20 protein-coding genes are annotated in these 21,986 nt (G+C 71.6%); 9 read left to right on the forward strand and 11 right to left on the reverse strand.

Features of this window, described 5'->3' with window-relative positions; translation table 11 throughout:
- Positions 1 to 2: 2 nt before the first annotated feature.
- Positions 3 to 950: a deoxyribose-phosphate aldolase gene (gene deoC, locus ABZ208_RS18015; RefSeq protein WP_356910535.1), complete on the reverse strand. Its 948-nt coding sequence runs from the start codon at positions 948 to 950 to the stop codon at positions 3 to 5.
- A gap of 147 nt (positions 951 to 1,097) precedes the next feature.
- Here deoC and ABZ208_RS18020 point away from each other — a divergent pair, with 147 nt between their 5' ends.
- Positions 1,098 to 1,730: a PH domain-containing protein gene (locus ABZ208_RS18020; protein WP_356910436.1), complete on the forward strand. Its 633-nt coding sequence runs from the start codon at positions 1,098 to 1,100 to the stop codon at positions 1,728 to 1,730.
- A gap of 115 nt (positions 1,731 to 1,845) precedes the next feature.
- On the opposite strand, the gene ABZ208_RS18025 is transcribed toward ABZ208_RS18020, so the two are convergent.
- The 3 genes from ABZ208_RS18025 to ABZ208_RS18035 all read right to left on the reverse strand — a co-directional run bounded on the left by ABZ208_RS18025 (position 1,846) and on the right by ABZ208_RS18035 (position 5,506).
- The gene (locus ABZ208_RS18025; protein WP_356910437.1) at positions 1,846 to 3,495 is read right to left on the reverse strand and encodes a phospho-sugar mutase; all 1,650 of its coding nucleotides are present in this window, start codon (positions 3,493 to 3,495) and stop codon (positions 1,846 to 1,848) included.
- Positions 3,496 to 4,005: 510 nt separating this feature from the next.
- Positions 4,006 to 4,836: a purine-nucleoside phosphorylase gene (locus ABZ208_RS18030; protein WP_356910438.1), complete on the reverse strand. Its 831-nt coding sequence runs from the start codon at positions 4,834 to 4,836 to the stop codon at positions 4,006 to 4,008.
- A gap of 232 nt (positions 4,837 to 5,068) precedes the next feature.
- On the reverse strand, positions 5,069 to 5,506 hold the full coding sequence (locus ABZ208_RS18035) for a gamma-glutamylcyclotransferase (protein WP_328397172.1): 438 nt from the start codon (positions 5,504 to 5,506) through the stop codon (positions 5,069 to 5,071).
- A 236-nt stretch (positions 5,507 to 5,742) separates the two neighbouring features.
- Here ABZ208_RS18035 and ABZ208_RS18040 point away from each other — a divergent pair, with 236 nt between their 5' ends.
- Positions 5,743 to 7,182, forward strand: a complete 1,440-nt coding sequence (locus ABZ208_RS18040; RefSeq protein ID WP_356910439.1) for an NAD(P)H-quinone dehydrogenase — start codon at positions 5,743 to 5,745, stop codon at positions 7,180 to 7,182.
- A 144-nt stretch (positions 7,183 to 7,326) separates the two neighbouring features.
- On the forward strand, positions 7,327 to 8,265 hold the full coding sequence (locus ABZ208_RS18045) for a DeoR/GlpR family DNA-binding transcription regulator (protein WP_328397168.1): 939 nt from the start codon (positions 7,327 to 7,329) through the stop codon (positions 8,263 to 8,265).
- A gap of 54 nt (positions 8,266 to 8,319) precedes the next feature.
- Here the strand turns inward: ABZ208_RS18045 and ABZ208_RS18050 are convergent, their stop codons facing one another.
- The 3 genes from ABZ208_RS18050 to ABZ208_RS18060 form a co-directional block, all read right to left on the reverse strand.
- Complete coding sequence (locus ABZ208_RS18050) at positions 8,320 to 8,931, reverse strand: TetR family transcriptional regulator (protein WP_356910440.1); 612 nt, start codon at positions 8,929 to 8,931, stop codon at positions 8,320 to 8,322.
- A 137-nt stretch (positions 8,932 to 9,068) separates the two neighbouring features.
- Entirely contained in the window at positions 9,069 to 9,746 is a 678-nt protein-coding gene (locus ABZ208_RS18055; protein WP_356910441.1) for a peptidylprolyl isomerase, read from the reverse strand.
- 319 nt (positions 9,747 to 10,065) lie between these two features.
- Positions 10,066 to 11,820: a biotin carboxylase N-terminal domain-containing protein gene (locus ABZ208_RS18060; protein ID WP_356910442.1), complete on the reverse strand. Its 1,755-nt coding sequence runs from the start codon at positions 11,818 to 11,820 to the stop codon at positions 10,066 to 10,068.
- 381 nt (positions 11,821 to 12,201) lie between these two features.
- On the opposite strand from ABZ208_RS18060, the gene ABZ208_RS18065 reads away from it, so the two are divergent.
- Positions 12,202 to 12,639 (forward strand): hypothetical protein, encoded by a 438-nt coding sequence (locus ABZ208_RS18065; protein ID WP_356910443.1) that lies wholly within the window; start codon positions 12,202 to 12,204, stop codon positions 12,637 to 12,639.
- A gap of 82 nt (positions 12,640 to 12,721) precedes the next feature.
- Here the strand turns inward: ABZ208_RS18065 and ABZ208_RS18070 are convergent, their stop codons facing one another.
- The 4 genes from ABZ208_RS18070 to ABZ208_RS18085 all read right to left on the reverse strand — a co-directional run bounded on the left by ABZ208_RS18070 (position 12,722) and on the right by ABZ208_RS18085 (position 15,706).
- On the reverse strand, positions 12,722 to 13,330 hold the full coding sequence (locus ABZ208_RS18070; protein WP_356910444.1) for a nucleoside triphosphate pyrophosphatase: 609 nt from the start codon (positions 13,328 to 13,330) through the stop codon (positions 12,722 to 12,724).
- 91 nt (positions 13,331 to 13,421) lie between these two features.
- Positions 13,422 to 13,550, reverse strand: a complete 129-nt coding sequence (locus ABZ208_RS18075) for a hypothetical protein (RefSeq protein ID WP_328397156.1) — start codon at positions 13,548 to 13,550, stop codon at positions 13,422 to 13,424.
- Between the two features lie 332 nt (positions 13,551 to 13,882).
- Complete coding sequence (locus ABZ208_RS18080) at positions 13,883 to 14,089, reverse strand: acyl-CoA carboxylase epsilon subunit (RefSeq protein ID WP_356910445.1); 207 nt, start codon at positions 14,087 to 14,089, stop codon at positions 13,883 to 13,885.
- A 15-nt stretch (positions 14,090 to 14,104) separates the two neighbouring features.
- Positions 14,105 to 15,706 (reverse strand): acyl-CoA carboxylase subunit beta, encoded by a 1,602-nt coding sequence (locus ABZ208_RS18085; RefSeq protein ID WP_328397152.1) that lies wholly within the window; start codon positions 15,704 to 15,706, stop codon positions 14,105 to 14,107.
- 134 nt (positions 15,707 to 15,840) lie between these two features.
- Here ABZ208_RS18085 and ABZ208_RS18090 point away from each other — a divergent pair, with 134 nt between their 5' ends.
- From ABZ208_RS18090 to hutH, 5 genes are all read left to right on the forward strand, one after another.
- Complete coding sequence (locus ABZ208_RS18090) at positions 15,841 to 16,698, forward strand: biotin--[acetyl-CoA-carboxylase] ligase (protein ID WP_356910446.1); 858 nt, start codon at positions 15,841 to 15,843, stop codon at positions 16,696 to 16,698.
- 177 nt (positions 16,699 to 16,875) lie between these two features.
- Positions 16,876 to 18,069, forward strand: a complete 1,194-nt coding sequence (locus tag ABZ208_RS18095) for an adenylate/guanylate cyclase domain-containing protein (protein WP_356910447.1) — start codon at positions 16,876 to 16,878, stop codon at positions 18,067 to 18,069.
- Between the two features lie 176 nt (positions 18,070 to 18,245).
- Positions 18,246 to 19,046, forward strand: coding sequence for an enoyl-CoA hydratase-related protein (locus tag ABZ208_RS18100; RefSeq protein ID WP_356910448.1), 801 nt, complete (start codon positions 18,246 to 18,248; stop codon positions 19,044 to 19,046).
- A gap of 68 nt (positions 19,047 to 19,114) precedes the next feature.
- Positions 19,115 to 20,281 (forward strand): sensor domain-containing diguanylate cyclase, encoded by a 1,167-nt coding sequence (locus ABZ208_RS18105; protein ID WP_356910449.1) that lies wholly within the window; start codon positions 19,115 to 19,117, stop codon positions 20,279 to 20,281.
- 112 nt (positions 20,282 to 20,393) lie between these two features.
- Positions 20,394 to 21,935 carry a histidine ammonia-lyase gene (gene hutH / locus ABZ208_RS18110; RefSeq protein ID WP_356910536.1) on the forward strand — a complete coding sequence of 514 codons (1,542 nt, stop codon included), beginning with the start codon at positions 20,394 to 20,396 and terminating at the stop codon, positions 21,933 to 21,935.
- Positions 21,936 to 21,986 lie beyond the last annotated feature (51 nt).

Here is a 21,986-nt window from a genome sequence, read left to right on the forward strand (position 1 = left end):
GCTCAGTCCACCGTCACGTAATCAGGACCGGAGTACCGGCCGGTCGCCAGCTTCTGGCGCTGCATCAGCAGGTCGTTCAGCAGGCTGGAGGCGCCGAACCGGAACCAGTGGTTGTCCAGCCAGTCCGCGCCGACGGTCTCGTTCACCAGCACCAGGAACTTGATCGCGTCCTTGCTGGTGCGGATGCCTCCGGCGGGCTTCACGCCTACCTGTACTCCAGTCTGCTCCCGGAAGTCGCGGACGGCTTCCAGCATCAGCAGGGTGTTCGCCGGGGTGGCGTTGACCGCGACCTTGCCGGTCGAGGTCTTGATGAAGTCGGCGCCGGCGATCATGCCGAGCCAGGACGCGCGGCGGATGTTGTCGTACGTGGAGAGCTCGCCGGTCTCGAAGATGACCTTGAGCCGGGCCGGGCCCGAGGCCTCCCTCACGGCGCGGATCTCCTCGAACACCTTCAGGTATCTGCCGGCCAGGAAGGCGCCGCGGTCGATCACCATGTCGATCTCGTCGGCCCCGGCGGCGACGGCGTCACGGGTGTCCGCGAGCTTCACGTCGAGCGCCGCGCGGCCGGCCGGGAAGGCGGTGGCGACGGAGGCGACCTTGACGCCGGAGCCCTTCAGGGCCTCCTTCGCGGTGGCCACCATGTCGGGGTAGACGCAGACCGCCGCGGTCGTCGGGGTCGTACGGTCGGTCGGATCGGGACGGACGGCCTTGGCGGCGAGCGCCCGGACCTTGCCCGGGGTGTCCGCGCCTTCCAGCGTCGTCAGGTCGATCATCGAGATGGCCAGGTCGATGGCGTACGCCTTCGCCGTGGTCTTGATCGAGCGGGTGCCGAGAGACGCGGCGCGCGCTTCCAGGCCGACCGGATCGACGCCGGGCAGCCCGTGCAGATAGCGGCGCAGTGCGCTGTCGGACGTGGTTACGTCGGCGAATGCAGGTGCGGTGCTGGGCATGGTCACCAGATGAGCATATCTACGCGCGTAGCGGCCTGTACAGGGGGGCTGCTCGAAAAGAGATACCAAAACGGACACAAGCCGCGGGCTGCCGCCCTGTCCACCCACGCCAGGAGCCTCACCGGGACGTACGGCAGAATCGGACACATGACGAGCCCCCAGCCGCCCGCCGAGTCCACCACCGCCCAGCGGGTCTTCCGTTCGTCCGGCGGCATGGTGGGCGGGGGGCTGCTGCTCGTGCTCACGGCCTGGATCGTCGTCGACGCGGTCGTGCAGGGCGAGGGGCGTACGCCGTGGTTGGCGCTCGCCGCGGCACTGCTGCTCCTGCCGCTGATCGTGATGCTCACTCTGCGGCCCGCCGTCTTCGTGGACGACGAGCGGATCCGGATCAGGAACCCGTTCCGGACGATCACCCTGCCCTGGGCGGCTGTCGCCGACGTGCGGGCCGGGTACTCGAGCGAGCTCTTCACCGAGACGGGCAAGAAGTACCAGCTCTGGGCGATCCCCGTCTCGCTGCGCCAGCGCAAGAGCGCGGCGCGGCGTCAGACACGGGCGGCGATCGAGGACCCGCACGGCACGACCTCGGTGCACGCCGACGTCGACGACGCCAAGGCGCGGATGGCACCGGCCGACCGGACCATCGCCGACCTGCGGGAGCTGGCCGAGCGCCATGCGGCGCAGCCCGGATCACCGGGGGAGCCGCAGATCCGCTGGGCGTACGAACTGCTGGCACCGGCCGCGGCCGGCGTCGTGCTGCTGGCGGTCCTGCTCGCGGTGTGACGCCGGCCGGGACGCACCCGCCAGGGGAACCGCACGCTCGCCTCGTGCACTGGCCGGCAGCCTCGTGCGCGGGGCGCGTACGCCCGCGCACGAGGCCAGGAGCCGGTTCCGAGGGTCAGATGCCCGCGGCCGCCGCCAGATCCCGCTTGATGCCGGCCAGCACCTCGGCCGCCCGGCTCCGGGCCGAGCCCAGCTCGCTCGCGCCGGCGACCGGCACCACGACCTCCAGGTAGCACTTGAGCTTGGGCTCGGTGCCGCTCGGCCGGACGATGACACGGGCCTTGAACTCGCCGTCGAGGTAGTAGCGCAGACCGTCCGTCGGCGGCAGCTTGTCCGTGCCGAGGCTCAGATCCTCGGCGCTCGTGACGTGCAGCCCCGCGAGCAGCGCCGGCGGCTGCTCCCGCAGCGCCCGCATCGCGTCGGCGATGATGCCCAGGTCCTCGACGCGCACCGACAACTGGTCGGTGGCGTGCAGCCCGTGCGCCACGGCCAGGTCGTCGAGCAGATCGGCGAGCGTACGGCCCTGCTCCTTCAGCTCCGAGACCAGCTCCGCGACGAGCAGCGCGGCGGTGATGCCGTCCTTGTCGCGTACGCCCTCGGGGTCGACGCAGTAGCCGAGCGCCTCCTCGTAGCCGTAGCGCAGACCCTCGACACGGGCGATCCACTTGAAACCGGTCAGGGTCTCCTCGTACGGCAGCCTCGCCGCCTCCGCGATCCGCCCCAGCAGGGACGAGGACACGATCGACTCGGCGAACGTGCCGCGCGCGCCCTTGTGCACCAGGTGCTCCGCGAGCAGAGCGCCGACCTCGTCGCCGCGCAGCATTCGCCAGCCGCCCTCGGCGCTGTCGTCGGGCACGGCGACGGCGCAGCGGTCCGCGTCCGGGTCGTTGGCGATGACGACGTCCGGCCGGACCCGGCGGGCGGTCTCGAAGGCCAGGTCCATCGCGCCCGGCTCCTCGGGATTGGGGAACGCGACGGTCGGGAAGGCGGGGTCGGGCTCGGCCTGCTCCTGCACCAGGGTGGGGGCGGGGAACCCGGCGCGCTCGAACGCCGCGAGGACGACGTCCCGGCCGACGCCGTGCATGGCCGTGTAGACGGTACGCACGGTCCGCGGCGAACCGGCGGTCAGGACTGCGTCCGTACGCTCCAGATAGGCGTTCACGACCTCGTCGCCGAGCGTGTCCCAGCCCTCGTCGGCGCGCGGTACGTCGTCGAGGCTGAGGATCGCGCCGATCTCGGCGGCGATCTCCGCGTCGGCGGGCGGCACGATCTGCGAGCCGTCGCCCAGGTAGACCTTGTAGCCGTTGTCGCGCGGCGGGTTGTGGCTCGCTGTCACTTCGACACCGGCGACAGCGCCCAACTGCCTTATGGCGAAGGCGAGTACGGGGGTCGGCAGCGGACGGGGCAGTACGGCGGCGCGCAGCCCCGCGGCGACCATGACGGCGGCGGTGTCGCGCGCGAAGTCGGCGGACTTGTACCGGGCGTCGTAGCCGATGACGACGAGACCGTCGCCCTGGCCCTTGGCCCTGAGGTACGCGGCGAGACCCGCGGCGGCCCGGATGACCACGGCCCGGTTCATCCGCATCGGGCCGGCCCCGAGTTCCCCGCGCAGCCCGGCCGTGCCGAACTGGAGCGTCCCGCTGAAGCGCGAGGCCAGTTCGTCGAGGTCCTGCGCCTCGATGAGCTTGCCCAGTTCGTCCCGGGTCTCGCTGTCCGGGTCCTCCGCCAGCCACGCGTTGGCCCGCGCGATGAGGTCCTGCTGCACGGTTGGTCCGCCTCTCGTGTGTGATTACGTCGAGTCTGCGCGGCGACGACCGCGTGCCCAACTGTTTCCGGCCCCGCGCCGCAGGGCCGTCCACCGCGCTGTGCATACAGCCTTCGCTGCCCTTGCGGGCCGAGCGCGGGCCGGGCGGCGCGTGCGCGCCAAGGCCCGGCCCGCCGGCCCGCTCGCCTGCCGAGCCGGCTCGTCCGGGCCGGCTCGGATGTGCTGGGGGCACGCCTGCCGCAGGCCCGCTCGCCGGGAGCCCGCGGGGTGCCGCTCCGTGTGCAGCACCAAGGGCCGGGCACCCCGTCCCGGACGCGGATGCGCGCCCGGCCGGGGCACCGGCCAGCCGTGCGAGAAGACCTGTGGCGGCCCGTTCGTGCCAGGAGCGGGGAGCGGGCGGGCCCCGCCGGGGCCGGGTGGCGGCCGACAGCGGGGCCGACGACCGCGGGGGCAGCCGCGCGTCACCCCCGCAGGGCGGCCCAGGGCCGGAGCCCCCGGGACGCCTGCCCGTCAGAGGCGGGCCAGAACCCGGGTCAGGAGCTCGCCCATGCGGGCCGCGGAGTCACGGCCGGCCTGGAGGACTTCCTCGTGGTTGAGAGGCTCGCCGGACAAGCCCGCCGCCAGGTTGGTGACCAGGGAGATGCCGAGCACCTCGGCACCGGCCTCACGCGCGGCGATGGCCTCCAGGACCGTGGACATGCCGACGAGGTCGCCGCCCATGACACGGACCATGTTGATCTCGGCCGGGGTCTCGTAGTGCGGGCCGGGGAACTGGACGTACACACCCTCCTCGAGGGTCTCGTCCACCTCCTTGCACAGCGCGCGCAGCCGCGGCGAGTACAGGTCCGTGAGGTCCACGAAGTTCGCACCGATGATCGGCGAGGCGGCCGTCAGGTTGATGTGGTCGCTGATCAGCACGGGCTGACCGGGGCGCATGCCCTCGCGCAGACCGCCGCAGCCGTTCGTCAGGACGATGGTCTTGCATCCCGCGGCCACCGCGGTGCGCACACCATGGGCGACGGCGGAGACGCCGCGGCCCTCGTAGAAGTGCGTGCGGCCGAGGAAGACCAGGGCGCGCTTGTCGCCGATACGGTAGGAGCGGACCTTGCCGCCGTGGCCCTCGACCGCCGGCGGCGGGAAGCCGGGCAGCTCGGTGACCGGGAACTCGGCCTCGGGCGCACCGAGCGCGTCGGCGGCCGGTGCCCAGCCGGAGCCCATCACAAGTGCGACGTCATGGGTCTCGGTGCCAGTCAGCTCGCGCAGACGCGCAGCGGCGGCGTCGGCCACGGCATGGGGGTCGGCGAGAGCGCCGACGAGGTCCGGATTCACAGAAGCGTTCACGCGGACGAGGGTAACCCGTCCGCCCCTACGCGCGTAGATGACGAGCCTCACGGTCTCCGGATCGTTGCCTTGTCGTTTCCCACGAATGTCCGCGGGGCGTGATGCCCGGCGGGGCGCTGCCGGGTGTCACGCGGGGTGAGGGCGGCCGGACTCCGACGGCGGCGCGGCCGGTCGCGTCGACCGGTCCCGCTGAGCGGCTGCCGGCCCGTGATGCCCGGCCATCGGCCTCGGCCTAGCAGGGGCGCTTGCGCATTTCCATCACGTAGTCGTGCGGTGCGCCCGCCGACTCCGCCGCGTCCGCGAGCTCGCCCAGGTAACGGGCGGACGGCAGTCCGCCCTCGTACGCGTTGAGCACGTACACCCAGGCCGGCTCCTCGCCGTCCAGGGTGTCCACCCGGACCCGCATCCGCCGGTAGATGTCGAGTCCGACGCCCTCCCAGCGGTCCATGGAGTCCTCGTCCATCGGCGCGATGTCGTACAGCGCGACGAAGACCTGGGAGCGTGGCGCCTCCACGATCGTGGCCAGCGCGCCCTCCCAGCCCATCTGCTCCCCGCCGAAGGTCAGCCGCCAGCCGTTCAGCCAGCCGGTCCCGCGCAGCGGTGAGTGCGGTGCGCGGCGGGACATCAGCCGCGCGTCGAGGTTGCCGGCGTACGCGGCGTAGAGCGACATGAGATCGAGGGTACGGGAGGGGAAGGAGTCACCGCCCATGTGGCCGAGTAGCGCCTGGTTGGTCCGGCCGCGACGGCCCCGTCCCTTCGGGCGGCGGCCCCAGGGAGCCCCCGGGGCGTGAACGCCGTTGCGGTGCGGGACAATGGAGTACGTACTGCATTCCCCCGGGGGTGGCCCGGGATCCCCGGTCGGGCGGGCAGGCGCGCCGGGACCGACAATGCGAGGCGGACTTTTTCGTGACCCGGATCGTGATCATCGGTGGCGGACCCGGCGGATATGAGGCCGCCCTGGTGGGCGCCCAGCTCGGTGCGGAGGTGACCGTCGTCGACTGCGACGGTCTGGGCGGGGCGTCGGTCCTGACCGACTGCGTGCCGTCGAAGACCCTGATCGCGACGGCCGAGGTGATGACCAACTTCGACTCCTCGTACGAGGAGCTCGGCATCATCGTGGCCGACGACACGCCGCACATCGAGCAGGCCGCCCGCGTCGTCGGCGTGGACCTCGGCAAGGTCAACCGACGGGTGAAGCGGCTCGCCCTCGCCCAGTCCCACGACATCACCGCCTCCGTCACCCGGGCGGGCGCGCGCGTCATGCGCGGCCGTGGCCGGCTGGAGGGGCAGCAGGCGATGGACGGTTCCCGCCGGGTGGTCGTGCGCGCGGCCGACGGCACCGAGGAGACGCTCACCGCGGACGCCGTGCTGATCGCGACCGGTGGCCACCCGCGCGAGATCCCGGACGCCCAGCCCGACGGAGAGCGCATTCTCAACTGGACCCAGGTGTACGACCTGAACGAGCTCCCCGAGGAGCTCATCGTGGTCGGTTCCGGTGTCACGGGCGCGGAGTTCGCCGGCGCCTACCAGGCGCTCGGGTCCCGGGTCACGCTCGTCTCCTCGCGCGACCGCGTGCTGCCGGGCGAGGACCCGGACGCCGCCGCGGTCCTCGAGGACGTCTTCCGCCGCCGCGGCATGAACGTGATGGCCCGTTCCCGCGCCGAGTCCGCCAAGCGCGTGGGCGACCGGGTCGAGGTCACGCTCTCCGACGGCCGCGTCATCTCCGGTTCGCACTGCCTGATGGCGGTCGGCGCGATCCCGAACAGCGCGGGCATGGGTCTGGAGGAGGCCGGGGTCCGGCTGAGGGACTCGGGACACATCTGGACGGACAAGGTGTCGCGTACGACGGCGCCCGGCGTGTACGCGGCCGGTGACGTCACCGGTGTCTTCGCGCTCGCGTCGGTCGCGGCGATGCAGGGCCGGATCGCGATGTACCACTTCCTCGGCGACGCAGTCACGCCGCTGAACCTCAAGACCGTCTCGGCGAACGTCTTCACCGACCCGGAGATCGCGACGGTCGGGTACAGCCAGGCGGACGTGGACGCGGGCAAGATCGACGCCCGGATGGTGAAGCTGCCGCTGCTGCGCAACCCGCGCGCGAAGATGCAGGGCATCAGGGACGGCTTCGTCAAGATCTTCTGCCGGCCGGGCACCGGGATCGTGGTCGGCGGAGTGGTCGTCTCGCCGCGCGCTTCGGAACTGATCCACCCCATCTCGATCGCCGTCGACAACAACCTGACGGTCGAACAGATCGCAAACGCTTTCACCGTGTACCCGTCTCTGTCGGGGTCGATCGCCGAGGTGGCGCGGCAGTTGCAGACCCGGAAGGCCACGGGCGAGGCGTAAATCCGGTGAACCCCGGGCACTTCGCCTGGCGGCCGATCAACTTCGAGCGCGCATATACCACTTGACGGGTGCCCCGATGCGCAACTTCGGTAAATCGGCGCATAGTGCTGAAAACGATCGGCCGCTGGGGTTACTGTCAGTTTCGTGTTCGCTGCAGAACGTCGCCAATTGATCCTCGAAATGGTGCGTGCCAACGGTGCCGTGTCGCTCCGTGAGCTCGCCCGCGTCGTCCAGACCTCGGAAGTGACCGTACGGCGGGACGTGCGGGCGCTCGAGGCCGAAGGACTCCTCGACCGCCGGCACGGCGGTGCGGTACTCCCGGGCGGATTCACCCGTGAGTCCGGCTTCCCGCAGAAATCCCTGGCCGCCAGCGCGGAGAAGACGGCCATCGCCGACCTCGCCGCGAGCCTCGTCGAAGAGGGCGAGGCCATTGTGGTCGGCGCGGGGACGACGACGCAGGAGCTGGCCCGCCGGCTCGCCCGCGTACCCGGACTGACCGTCGTCACCAACTCCCTGCTCGTCGCCCAGTCGCTGGCCCATGCCAACCGGGTGGAAGTCGTCATGACCGGAGGGACACTGCGTGGCTCCAACTACGCGCTGGTGGGCAGCGGGGCGGAGCAGTCCCTGCAGGGGCTGCGGGTGTCCCGGGCCTTCCTGTCCGGCAGCGGGCTGACCGCGGAGCGCGGCCTGTCCACGTCCAACATGCTCTCGGCGAGCGTGGACCGGGCGCTGGTGCAGGCAGCGGCGGAAGTCGTGGTGCTCGCCGACCACACCAAGCTCGGCACCGACACGATGTTCCAGACGGTGCCGACGGATGTGATCACGCGCCTCGTCACGGACGAGCCGCCGGTGCATGACGACCGCGCCGCCACCGAGCTGCAGGCGCTGGCCGACCAGGGCGTCCAGATCGCCGTGGCCGGCGCGGGAGCGCCGCCGGTGGAGGGCTCCCGCCCGTCACGCCACGACGTGCCTCTGCCGGTCCAGCGCCGCACCCGTACCACCCAGCTGCGCAGTACGACGGGAGCCCTGGCGCCTGATCCCCTGGACCGTACGCCGCGCGTCGCCGACCTGCGGCGCCGCTGACCGGGGGCGTGGCCGGAGGTGGCGCGGTGCCGGGCTTCGCCCGGCCCGGGCCGGTCATGCTCCGTCGGCCGCCCCGTCCGCTCTCAGCCCCCGCAGCGTCAGCGTCAGCAGCCGGTCGGCCAGCTCCTCGTCCTTCGGGTCCTGTTCCGCCGCCAGTGCGATCGCGTTCGTCAGCTGCATCAGGTCGGCGATCGACACATCCGCCCGTACCGACCCGCTCAGCTGCGCCCGTACCAGCAGCCGCTCGCCCGCCGCGTGCAGCGGCTCGCTGCACGACGAGAGCGCCGAACCCCTGTCGTGGGACGCCGACATGAGCGCCCGCGACAGGCCCCGGTACTCACTCGCATGAGTGATGATGGCGCGCAGCCACTCGACGAGCGCCGTGCACGGCTGCTCGGCGGCGGCCAGTTCGCGGGAGCGTTCCAGCAGTGCTGCGAGCGCCTCCTGGAAGACCGCGCACATGATCGACTGCCGGTTCGGGAAGTGCCGGTACAGCGTGCCGATGCCCACACCGGAGCGGCGCGCGATCTCCTCGAGCGAACCGTCCGTGCCGTACTGCGCGAACACGGCACGCGCTTCGGTCAGCAGGCGCTCGTAGTTGCGGCGCGCATCGGCCCGCATGGGTCGTGCCGGGCCCGCTGCCGTACGGGCCGTACTGCTTGCCATCGAGCCGTCCTCCCGGAGTCCGCCCTGTCGTCCAGGATGCCATCGCTGGACCGGAGGGTGTCTCTGCGGCCCGACGGGCCGTTCGCCCCGCGCAGCCGGCGGGGTGCCGGACAAGTCGGCGGCACCCCACTCGCATGTCAGTCGCGGCTCTTGCCCGGGGTCGGGGCCGCTGCCCGCGCCACGGTCACCGACTCGATGACAACGGGATTTCTGGGCCTTCCGTCGGCGGATTCGTCGGCGGTTCCCCTGTCGGCGATCTCGTGCAGCACGTCCATTCCGCTGATGACTTTCCCGAACGTGGTCCAGTTGGGGCCCATTCTGACCTTGGGGTCAGCGTAAGTGATGAAGAACTGGCTGCCGTTCCTTCCGGGAACCGCCTTGGACATCGACACGGTGCCGGCCGTGTATTTCGATCCGCCAAGATTCTCGTCCGTGAAGAAATACCCAGGATCTGCTGTGCCCTTGCCGTCGGGATCCCCGCATTCCAGCACGAAGATTCCCCGCGTGGTCAGGCGGTGACACTTGCTGTCGTCGAAGTACTTCTTCCCGGCAAGGAAGGAGAACGAGGTGGTGGCGCAGGGCGCCTCCTGCGTCAGGGCCTCGAAGGTGATGTCTCCCCTGTTGGTGACCAGAGTGGCGGTGTACGGCCGCGAGGCGGCCGCGGCGTCGAAGGTGGGGAGTCCGACGGACGTCCTGCCTCCGGTGGCTGTGTAGGAGCATGCGACCGGCGCTTTCGCATCGGCGCTGTTCCCGGTCAGGGAGACCACCGTCCAGGTCAGTCCCGAACAGACCGTGGTGACGGCGAGAAACGTCATCAACGCCTTGGTCACACGTCTTCCGGTCCGTGAACCGGGATTCAGCTTTCCTCGCCAATCTCTGACGGACATTCGATCCTCGATTTGTGGTGGGCGCAGTGGATGACGCGACGCGGAAAGCGTATCCAGGCGCCTTGGTGCCGGACGGCCGACACACTTCGTTCTCCGCCAACTCGGCGCGCCCGCACAGGTGGTGTGCCGATAGGCCGGACAAGTAATTGATCCGATAGAGAGAGAATCGGCGCTGAACATACGTGTGGGGCCTGCCCGTTGTCCTATGGACCGGGCAGGCCCCACACGTGGTGGACGATCCGGCGGATCAGTCCTTGATCTCGCAGATGGTCGCGCCGGACGTCAGCGACGCGCCGACCTCCGCCGACAGGCCCTTGACCGTGCCGGAGCGGTGGGCGTTGAGCGGCTGTTCCATCTTCATGGCTTCGAGGACGACGATGAGGTCGCCTTCCTGGACCTCCTGGCCTTCCTCGACGGCGACCTTGACGATGGTGCCCTGCATGGGAGAGGTGAGGGTGTCACCGGAGGCGGCCGAGGCGGACTTCTTGGTGGCCCTGCGCTTGGGCTTGGCGCCGGCGGCGAGGCCGGTGCGGGCCAGGGTCATGCCGAGCGAGGACGGCAGGGAGACCTCGAGGCGCTTGCCGCCGACCTCGACCACGATGGTCTCGCGGCCGGCCTCCTCGTCCTCCTCCGTGTCGGCGGGCATGACGTAGGGCTTGATGTCGTTGACGAACTCGGTCTCGATCCACCGGGTGTGGACGCGGAACGGGTCGGCGGTGAACGCCGGGTCGGACACGACCGCACGGTGGAACGGGATGGCGGTGGCCATGCCCTCGACCTGGAACTCGGCCAGCGCACGCGCCGCGCGCTGCAGCGCCTGCTCACGCGTGGCACCGGTGACGATCAGCTTCGCCAGCAGCGAGTCCCACGCCGGGCCGATCACGGAGCCGGACTCCACACCCGCGTCGAGGCGGACGCCCGGGCCGCTGGGCGGGGCGAAGGTGGTGACGGTGCCGGGCGCGGGCAGGAAGCCCCGGCCGGGGTCCTCACCGTTGATGCGGAACTCGAAGGAGTGGCCGCGCACGGCCGGGTCGTCGTAACCGAGCTTCTCGCCGTCGGCGATGCGGAACATCTCGCGGACCAGGTCGATGCCGGTGACCTCTTCGGTGACCGGGTGTTCGACCTGGAGGCGGGTGTTGACCTCGAGGAAGGAGATGGTGCCGTCGGTGCCGACGAGGAACTCGACGGTGCCGGCGCCGACGTAGCCGGCTTCCTTGAGGATGGCCTTGGAGGCGCGGTACAGCTCGGCGTTCTGCTTGTCGGTGAGGAAGGGCGCCGGGGCCTCCTCGACCAGCTTCTGGTGGCGGCGCTGGAGGGAGCAGTCCCGGGTGGAGACGACCACGACGTTGCCGTGGCTGTCGGCCAGGCACTGGGTCTCCACGTGGCGCGGCTTGTCGAGGTACCGCTCGACGAAGCACTCGCCGCGGCCGAACGCGGCGACGGCCTCGCGGACCGCGGACTCGTACAGCTCCGGGACCTCTTCGAGGGTGCGGGCGACCTTCAGACCGCGGCCGCCGCCGCCGAAGGCGGCCTTGATGGCGATCGGCAGCCCGTGCTGCTGGGCGAACGCGACGACCTCGTCGGCGCCGGAGACGGGGTCGGGGGTCCCGGCGACCAGCGGGGCGCCGGCGCGCTGGGCGATGTGACGGGCGGCGACCTTGTCGCCGAGGTCCCGGATGGCCTGCGGGGGCGGGCCGATCCAGGTCAGGCCGGCGTCGATGACCGCCTGGGCGAACTCCGCGTTCTCCGAGAGGAAGCCGTATCCGGGATGGACGGCATCGGCTCCGGAATCGGCTGCGGCCTGGAGCACCTTGGCCATGTCCAGATAACTGGTGGCCGGGGTGTCACCGCCCAGGGCGAACGCTTCGTCGGCCGCGCGGACATGCAATGCGTCCCGGTCCGGATCGGCGTAGACGGCTACGCTCGAGATCCCGGCGTCCCGGCAGGCACGGGCAACGCGGACAGCGATTTCGCCACGGTTGGCGATGAGCACCTTGCGCACGATGGCTCCCTCCTTGAAACAAGCTGAGTTTAGGGACTGCCGACACGGCCTTTCGACCCGTCCCCAGTGGTGAGCTTGCCCACACGGAGCGTGATTCGAGGCTCGCGCAACCGCGAAATCCCTTGTCGCACCACGGTACGACGGGTTCCTCCTCCGCACAGTAACCCTCTGGTGTGGCCAAGGTCTCTGTTCGCAGGGCAAGCCGCCGAACGGGTTTCTTTGTGGGGTCCCTACGAAGGCGTCGGTGATTCTTTGCCGTGAGGCCGGGCGTGCCACGCCTCTTGTCCCGGGGTTTACCCGTTAGTAGCGTTCGCGCTGTCGTACGCACATCCGGTAACACAGAGGGTTGGGGGCGCCGTGGCGCGCAGACCGGTGGCCGTAGTGGCTGCGCTTGTCCTGCTGGTGGAGGCCGTCGGCTTCGTGGCGCTCAACGGCATCATGGCCAGGTTCGTCGAGGCTCAGCAGATGTCGCTGGACGGCCTCGATCCTGACGCGATGGTCACCGGCACGTGGGCGCTGGGGATAGCGACCGGCCTGTTTCTGGCGTCGTGCAGCGTCGCCCTGGTGCTCGCCGCTGTGCGCGACCGGGCCCCGGGCCGGTTCGCCCGTGTCCTGCTGATCAGCTGCGCGGTCACGCACGGTGTGCTGGGTGCGCTGACGGTGGGTCTGGTCGGCTGGTACGCGTTCGGGTTCATGATGACGGTGCTCGCCCTGATCGTGGCGTCGCTGATCGCGTACGGCAAGGAGTTCGGGCGGGCCGCGCCGGAGACCGAGGACGGGCCCGGCCCCGCCGCCACGAAGGGCGCGGCGCCCGCCTAGCGGACGGAGCCGCCGCCGCGCCCGGAGCGAGCCGCCCGGGGGCTGTTGCGGGGTGCCGGCGGATGCCGGCAGCCCCTCCGGATCAGGCCCAGAGGTCGGTGATCGAGAAGTCCAGTTCCGCAAGGAGCGTGCGCAGCAGCGGCAGCGAGAGCCCGATGACGTTCCCGTAGTCGCCCTCGATCCCGTCGATGAACGCCGCCGAGCGGCCGTCCAGGGTGAACGCGCCCGCCACATGGAGCGGTTCGCCGCTGGCGACGTACGCGGCGATCTCGGCGTCCGTCGGCTCCCCGAAGCGCACGACGGTCGACGCGGTCCTGGACACATGCCGGCCGGTCGCCGTGTCGATCAGGCAGTGACCCGTCCGGAGCACCCCGGAGCGGGCGCGCATCGCCTTCCAGCGAGCCGTCGCCTCCTCCCCGTCCGCGGGCTTGCCCAGCGCCTGCCCGTCGAAGTCGAGCACCGAGTCGCAGCCGATCACCAGGGCGCCCGCGACCTCGGGGCGGGCCGCCACCGCGGCGGTCTTGGCCTCGGCGAGCACCAGGGCCAGCTCCGCCGGGGTCGGGGCGCTCAGCCTGTCCTCGTCGACGCCGCTGACGATCACCTCGGGGGCGAGACCTGCCTGCCGGAGCAGGCCCAGACGGGCCGGAGAAGCGGAGGCGAGGACGACGCGAGGGCGGGCGACGGAGGTCATGGGCCTCATCGTAGGCGCAGCGGCCTGCCGCCCCGGGCCCGGCCCGATGCCCCCGGGAACGTCCCGCACAGCCCGAGCCCCTGGCGCCGGCTCAGCGCAGGCCGGACAGGAACATCACCACCACCATCGCCAGCGCCAGCACAACCCCGGCTCGTCGCAGCACGGCCTGCATGTCGCGCATTTCCTTGGGGGGCTCGTTCTCGGGGTCGGACCACAGCATGCCTTCGATCCTGCTGGCGCCTCCCGCGTCGCGCCTGAGTACGCGTACTCAACCCTGACCCCGCGGCGGGACCACGAGCCACTCTTTCGCAGGGCGCCGGGCCCGGCGCCGACCGGGCTTCCCCAGGGGAAGGCCGCCCGCGCCACCCGCACCGTGGCCACCGGAAGCTCCCCCGGCTCCTCCGGCATCGGCACCTTCCCCGTGCAACGACGTCGGCTCCCAGGACCGCAATCAGGTCCTGGGAGCCGACGTCACGCGAAGAACCGGATCGACCAACAGCATGCCTGCGGGATCCGGCCCGTCCACCTTTCACTTCACAGCACAGGGGCTCGCTACACCGGCCAGTAGCTGCGCGCCCAGGACCGCGGTCCCGGCAGCGGCCTGCGTGTACGCGCGATCCGCGCCGGGTCCGACCATCCCTCGGGCGGCAGCGGGTCCCCGGCCTCGGCGTTCGCCGTCGCCGCGGCCCGCGCCTGAACCACCGCCAGTGCGGCGGCCAGTTCCTCCGGGGTCGGGTTTCCTCGTACGACCTTGATCATCCCGAAGTCCCTTTCCTAGAGGGGGATGTTGCCGTGCTTCTTCGGGGGCAGGCTCTCCCGCTTCGTCCGCAGCTGACGCAGACCCTTGACGACCTGCGCCCGCGTCTCCGACGGCATGATCACCGCGTCGATGTAGCCGCGCTCGGCCGCCGTGTACGGGTTGAGCAGTGCGTCCTCGTACTCCTGGATCAGGCGCGCCCGGGTCGCCTCCTGGTCCTCCGCGGCCGCGATGGTGCGCCGGTGCAGGATGTTGACCGCGCCCTGGGCGCCCATCACCGCGATCTGCGAGGTGGGCCAGGCCAGGTTGAGGTCGGCGCCCAGGTGCTTGGAGCCCATGACGTCGTAGGCACCGCCGAACGCCTTGCGCGTGATCACCGTGATCAGCGGGACGGTCGCCTCCGCGTACGCGTAGATCAGCTTCGCCCCGCGCCGGATGATGCCGCTGTACTCCTGGTCGACACCCGGCAGGAAGCCCGGCACGTCCACGAACGTCAGCACCGGGACGTTGAACGCGTCGCAGGTGCGCACGAAGCGCGCGGCCTTCTCGGAGGCGTTGATGTCGAGGCAGCCGGCGAACTGCATGGGCTGGTTCGCCACGATGCCGACCGGGAAGCCCTCCACCCGGCCGAAGCCGGTGAGGATGTTCGGCGCGAACATCGCCTGGGTCTCCAGGAACTCACCCTCGTCCAGCACATGCTCGATGACCGTGTGCATGTCGTACGGCTGGTTCGCGGAGTCCGGGATGAGGGTGTCCAGTTCGCGGTCCTCGGCACTCACCGCCGTGTCCGCCGGCTCCGGGAAGGCGGGCGGCTCGGACAGGTTGTTGGACGGCAGGTACGACAGCAGGGACTTGACGTACTCGATCGCGTCCTTCTCGTCGCCCGACATGTGGTGCGCGACACCCGACGTGGTGTTGTGCGTGCGGGCGCCGCCCAGCTCCTCGAAGCCGACGTCCTCGCCGGTGACCGTCTTGATGACGTCGGGGCCGGTGATGAACATGTGCGAGGTCTGGTCGACCATCACCGTGAAGTCGGTGATCGCGGGGGAGTAGACCGCGCCGCCCGCGCACGGGCCGACGATCAGGCTGATCTGCGGAATGACACCCGACGCATGCGTGTTGCGGCGGAAGATCTCGCCGTACATGCCGAGGGCGCTGACGCCCTCCTGGATACGGGCGCCGCCGGAGTCGTTGATGCCGATGACCGGGCAGCCGGTCTTCAGCGCGAAGTCCATCACCTTGATGATCTTCTGGCCGAACACCTCGCCGAGAGCACCACCGAAGACGGTGAAGTCCTGCGAGAACACGGCTACCGGGCGGCCGTCGACGGTGCCGTATCCGGTGACCACACCGTCGCCGTAGGGACGGGTCTTGTCCAGGCCGAAGTTGGTGGAGCGGTGCCGGGCGAACTCGTCCAGCTCGACGAAGGAGTCCTCGTCGAGGAGCAGGTCGACCCGCTCCCGGGCCGTCAACTTGCCCTTGGCGTGCTGCTTTTCCACCGCGCGAGCGGAGCCGGCGTGCGTCGCCTCGTCAATACGGCGCTGCAGATCCGCGATCTTTCCCGCGGTGGTGTGGCTGCTTTGATTCAGAGAGAGGGCGATCTCTTCCGGCTCGGACATCGGGATGCGGCTCCCTGGCTGGTCACGGGGTCGGTAAAGGGGGTGCGTAACGGGTTCCGTTGCTACTGACTCGTAGCGTATCGGCGCGGATACCGTTCGGCAGTGCGGCGTTGGCCACACCTAACCTGGCTTGCATGACGCCACAGAATGCGCCCGACAGCCGCTGGTCCGACCTCGACCGGCCCCCGCTGAACGTTGCCGCACTGCGCAGGGCCCTGCTGGTGCCGGGCTCCTTGTGGACCTCTCTCGATGTGGTCACCTCCACCGGCTCCACCAACTCCGACCTGGCCGCGCTGGCCACGTCCAGGCCCGAGGGCGCCGTGCTCATCGCCGAGGAGCAGACCGCCGGGCGGGGGCGGCTGGACCGGAGCTGGACCGCTCCCGCGCGCTCGGGCCTGTTCCTGTCCGTACTCCTGCGCCCCGGCACCGACGTGCCCGTGGCGCGCTGGGGCTGGATGGCGCTGCTCACCGGAGTGGCCGCCGCGACCGGGCTCGCCAAGGCCGCCGGGGTCGACATGTCCCTCAAATGGCCTAATGACCTGATGGTCACCGTCGGTGGCGAGGAACGCAAGGCGGGCGGGATCCTGGCCGAGCGCGCCGGGGACGAGGCGGTCGTCGTCGGCATGGGGATCAATGTGTCCCTGCGGGCCGACGAGCTCCCCGTCCCGACGGCGGGGTCGCTGGGCCTGGCGAACGCCGTCTCCACCGACCGCGACCCGCTGCTGCGGGCCGTGCTGCGCTCGCTCGAGCGGTGGTACGGCGACTGGCGGGCGGCAGGCGGCGACCCGGGCGCGAGCGGGCTCCAGGCGGCGTACGCGGCGGGCTGCTCGACCCTGGGGCGCGAGGTGCGGGCCGAGCTGCCCGGCGCGCGCTCCCTCACCGGCGAAGCGGTGGCGCTCGACGGGGACGGGCGCCTGGTGCTGCGGACGGGGGACGGCGAGCGGCACGCGGTCAGCGCGGGGGACATCGTCCATCTGCGGCCGGCGACCTGACCGCCGCCCAGGGGCCGGCCGCCGGTTGCGGTTCAATCCTCATCCATCTCGAATCCGCCGAATCCACTGAATCCGTCCGGTCGCCGGGACGTGAGCCAGGGCACACCTGCCGTATCGTTGAGGCGTTCGGCGACAGATCGGCAGGGCATTGCGCAGGGAACGGGCAGGAGGCGGCTGGTGACCGTCGACGACACCACTTCCGGCGCGGGCGCACAGCCGCCGTCGGACTCCTCCTCCGGCTCCTCCGGCGCGTCCGCCCGCTCGTCGTCCTCGGTGCACCCGACGCCGCACCACGAGGTCGACCACACGGCGGAACCGACGCACGACCCGCTCGCCATCCGGCTGGAGCAGCTGATCCTGGGGGCCGAGCGGCGCTACACCCCCTTCCAGGCGGCCCGCACCGCGGGCGTCTCCATGGAGCTGGCCTCGCGGTTCTGGCGGGCGATGGGCTTCGCCGACATCGGGCAGGCGAAGGCGCTGACCGAGGCGGACGTGCTGGCGCTGCGGCGGCTGGCCGGTCTGGTCGAGGCAGGCCTGCTCAGCGAGCCGATGGCGATCCAGGTCGCGCGCTCGACCGGGCAGACCACCGCCCGGCTGGCGGAATGGCAGATCGATTCCTTCCTGGAGGGCCTGACCGAGCCGCCCGAGCCGGGGATGACCCGCACCGAGGTCACCTATCCGCTGGTCGAGCTGCTGCTGCCCGAGCTCGAGGAGTTCCTGGTCTACGTGTGGCGGCGGCAGCTCGCCGCGGCCACCGGACGCGTGGTGCAGGCCGCCGACGACGAGGAGATGGTCGACCGCAGGCTGGCCGTCGGTTTCGCGGACCTCGTGGGCTTCACGCGGCTGACCCGCCGCCTGGAGGAGGAAGAACTCGGCGAGCTGGTCGAGTCGTTCGAGACCACGTGCGCGGACCTGGTCGCGGCGCACGGCGGCCGGCTGATCAAGACCCTCGGTGACGAGGTGCTGTACGCGGCGGACGACGCGGGCACGGCGGCGGAGATCGCGCTGCGCCTGATCGACGCCATGACGCACGACGAGTCGATGCCGGCGCTGCGGGTCGGCATCGCCTTCGGCACGGTCACGACGCGCATGGGCGACGTGTTCGGTACGACGGTGAACCTGGCGAGCCGCCTCACCTCGATAGCGCCGAAGGACGCGGTCCTGGTCGACGGGGCGTTCGCCGAGGAGCTGATCCGCACGGGAGACGCACCGGCCTCGGAGGCGGAGGCGGCCCAGGAGGCGGCCACGGCGGAGAAGGAGGGCGCCGAGCCCCCCGCATACCGCTTCGCCCTCCAGCCGATGTGGCAGCGGCCGGTGCGTGGCCTCGGCGTGATCGAGCCGTGGCTGCTGTCGCGGCGCCCGACATCCTGAGCACCGCCCCGACATCCTGAGCACCGCCCCGACATCCTGAGCACTGCCCCGGCGTCCTGGGCAGCGTCCCGCGGCCGGGCATCGCGTTCCCGCGGGGACCACGCCTATGATCCCGGTGAATCATCGTTCCGTGTTCCTCGGGGGTTCCCCCCAAACCCCCAGGGAGGGGTCGTCACATGGCCGAGTCCGAGCAGCGGTTCGGGGAGTTCGTCGTCGTGCGCAGGCACGAGCAGGGGCATGTCGCCGAGCTCGTGCTGGACCGGCCGAAGGCCATGAACGCCGTCTCCACCGAGATGGCCCGCTCCATCGGTGCCGCCTGTGCCGCGCTCGGCGCGGACCGGGACGTACGCGTGACCGTCCTGACCTCCTCGCACGAGCGGGCCTTCTGCGTCGGCGCCGACCTCAAGGAGCGGAACTCCTTCACCGACGCCGAGTTGGTGCGGCAGCGGCCCACCGCGCGGGGCGCGTACACCGGCGTGCTGGAGCTGCCGATGCCGGCCATCGCCGCCGTGCACGGATTCGCGCTCGGCGGGGGATTCGAGCTCGCGCTGTCCTGCGATGTGATCGTCGCCGACGCCACCGCCGTCGTCGGTCTGCCCGAGGTTTCCGTCGGAGTCATCCCCGGAGGCGGCGGCACCCAGCTGCTGCCGCGCCGCGTCGGTGCGGCCCGGGCCGCCGAGCTGGTCTTCTCGGCACGGCGGGTGGAGGCCGCCGAGGCGCGGGAGTTGGGTCTGGTCGACGTCCTCGCGGACGACGCCCGCGCCGAGGCCCTCGCCCTCGCCACCAGGATCGCCGCGAACTCCCCGGTCGGGCTGCGCAACGCCAAGCGCGCGATGCGGCTCGGGCAGGGACTCGACCTGCGGGCCGGCCTGGAGGTCGAGGACGCGGCCTGGCGTGCCACCGCCTTCTCCGGGGACCGCGCCGAGGGCGTGGCGGCCTTCAACGAGAAGCGCACGCCCCAGTGGCCCGGAGAGTGATCGGCCGACCCTCGGGGCGCGCGGTGCAACCCAACTGATCAAACTGGCCGAAACCTCCCTAAGCTGGGGTGATGGCTGAGGATCGGCGGTTGAGGGCCGTGGTGGCGCTGGCGCAGGCGATGGCGGCCGCGCACACACCGCGCGACTCCTGGCGGGCGGCGGCGCTGGGCGCCTGTGACGCGCTCGCCGGGACCTTCGCCGCGCTCTCGGTGTGGGAGCGGGAGCGCGGGCGGCTCCGGGTGCTCGTCAACGCGGGCGAACGGGCCGACGGCGAGGAGGAGTTCCCCGAGTCGGAGACGTACCCCGTCAACCACTTCCCGGAGATCGCCGAGTTCCTGCACGAGCGTTGGGCCGCCGGCGGAGAACCGGACGGCTGGGTGGAGACGGTGGACGGTCCGGCCACGCCCGAGCACGGCTACAGCCACCAGAGGATGGCGGCCCTGCGGCGCCGCAAGCGCGGTTGCTGCGTCGTCGCGCCGATCGTGCTGCACGGGCGGGCCTGGGGCGAGCTCTATGTCGCACGCCCGCCGGCCGCCCCCGTCTTCGACCGGGACGACGCCGACTTCGCCACGGTCCTCGCCTCGGTCGTGGCCGCCGGGATCTCGCAGACCGAGCGGCTGGAGGAGGTGCGCCGGCTCGCCTTCACCGATCCGCTGACCGGACTCGCCAACCGCCGTGCCGTCGACGCCCGTCTCGACGAGGCCATCGAGGCGCACCGCGCGGACGGGACGGTCGTCAGTCTCGTCGTTTGCGATCTCAACGGCCTGAAGCAGGTGAACGACACCCACGGCCACGCGGTCGGCGACCGGCTGCTGGAGCGGTTCGGATCGGTCCTGTCGCTGTGCGGCGCGATGCTGCCGGGCGCGCTGGCCGCCCGGCTGGGCGGGGACGAGTTCTGTCTGGTCACGGTGGGCCCTTCGGCGGGCGACGTGGTCCGGGTCGCCGATGAACTGTGCGTCCGTGCCCAGGGGTTGGAGCTCGGCGAGGGTGTCGCGTGCGGGGTCGCGTCGACCGGGGACCCGATCGGCCAGGTCCGCTCGGGCCGCCGGCTGTTCCGGCTCGCGGACGCGGCCCAGTACCGGGCGAAGGCGGCGCGCTCCCCGAAGCCGGTGGTGGCGGGCCGTGACGGCACGGTGCTCCGGCTCGCCGACACCCCGCCGCGCTCGCCGCAGGACCGCCGCCGCTTCCGGGACGCGCGCCCGGAGGACGACCAGGAGCCGTGGAGCGAGCCCTGAGCGCTCTCCGGGCGAGTGCAGGGAGGTCTGGCCCCTACCGGGGAGTAAGGGGCGAACTCGGCCGCCACTGGTGACAGGTTTGGATTCAGTCCGTACGCTGCTGAATATGGATATGCACACTGTCGTGGTGGGGACGTCCGGTACCACCGCCGCCGACGTCATCGCCGTGGCCCGCGGGGGCGCCCGTATCGAGCTCTCCGACGAGGCCCGCACCGCCCTCGCAGCGGCCCGCGCCGTCGTGGACGCACTGGCCGCCAAGCCCGAGCCCGTCTACGGGGTCTCCACCGGATTCGGCGCCCTCGCCTCCCGGCACATCAACCCCGACCTCCGGGCCCAGCTGCAGCGCAACATCGTGCGCTCGCACGCCGCCGGTATGGGCCCGCGCGTCGAGCGCGAGGTCGTCCGCGCCCTGATGTTCCTGCGCCTGAAGACCGTCGCCTCCGGCCACACCGGAGTACGCCCCGAGGTCGCGCAGACCATGGCCGACGTGCTGAACGCCGGCATCACGCCCGTCGTCCACGAGTACGGCTCCCTGGGCTGCTCCGGAGACCTCGCCCCGCTCTCCCACTGCGCCCTGGCCCTCATGGGCGAGGGGGACGCCGAAGGCCCCGACGGCACCGTCCGCCCGGCCGGTGAGCTCCTCGCCGAGCACGGCATCGAGCCCGTCGTGCTGCGCGAGAAGGAGGGCCTCGCCCTCCTCAACGGCACCGACGGCATGCTCGGCATGCTGATCATGGCCCTCGCCGACCTCGAGCGGCTCTACAAGTCCGCCGACGTCACCGCCGCCCTGTCGCTGGAGGCCCTGCTCGGCACCGAGAAGGTCCTCGCCCCCGAGCTGCACGCCATCCGCCCGCACCCCGGCCAGGCCGCCTCGGCCGCCAACATGCTCGCGGTGCTCAAGGGCTCCGGGCTCACCGGCCACTTCCAGGAGGAGGAGGCGCCCCGCGTCCAGGACGCCTACTCGGTGCGCTGCGCCCCGCAGGTCGCGGGCGCCGGCCGCGACACGATGGCGCACGCCCGCCTGGTCGCCGACCGCGAACTCGCCTCCTCGGTCGACAACCCGGTGGTACTCGCCGACGGAAGGGTCGAGTCCAACGGCAACTTCCACGGCGCACCCGTCGCGTACGTCCTGGACTTCCTCGCCATCGCCGCCGCAGACCTCGGCTCCATCGCCGAGCGCCGCACCGACCGGCTCCTCGACAAGAACCGCTCGCACGGCCTGCCGCCGTTCCTCGCCGACGACGCCGGCGTCGACTCCGGCCTGATGATCGCCCAGTACACCCAGGCCGCCCTGGTCAGCGAGATGAAGCGGCAGGCCGTCCCGGCATCCGCCGACTCCATCCCGTCCTCCGCGATGCAGGAGGACCACGTCTCCATGGGCTGGTCGGCCGCGCGCAAGCTGCGCACCGCCATCGGCAACCTCAACCGGATCATCGCCGTCGAGCTGTACGCGGCGACCCGCGCGATCGAACTGCGGCGCCATCTGACCCCGGCCCCCGCCTCGCAGGCCGCCATCGCCGCCCTGCGCGCCGCGGGCGTCGAGGGCCCCGGCCCTGACCGGTTCCTCGCCCCCGACCTGGAGGCCGCGGACGCCTTCGTACGGGACGGGAAGCTCGTCGAGGCCGTCGAGCCGGTGATCGGCCCGCTGGCCTAGCGGAACGGCCGGGCCCGGCAGCGGCCACGTCACGCAAAAGGGCCGCCCCGC

The organism is Streptomyces sp. NPDC006208 (genome assembly GCF_040613775.1).
GTDB lineage: Bacteria > Actinomycetota > Actinomycetes > Streptomycetales > Streptomycetaceae > Streptomyces.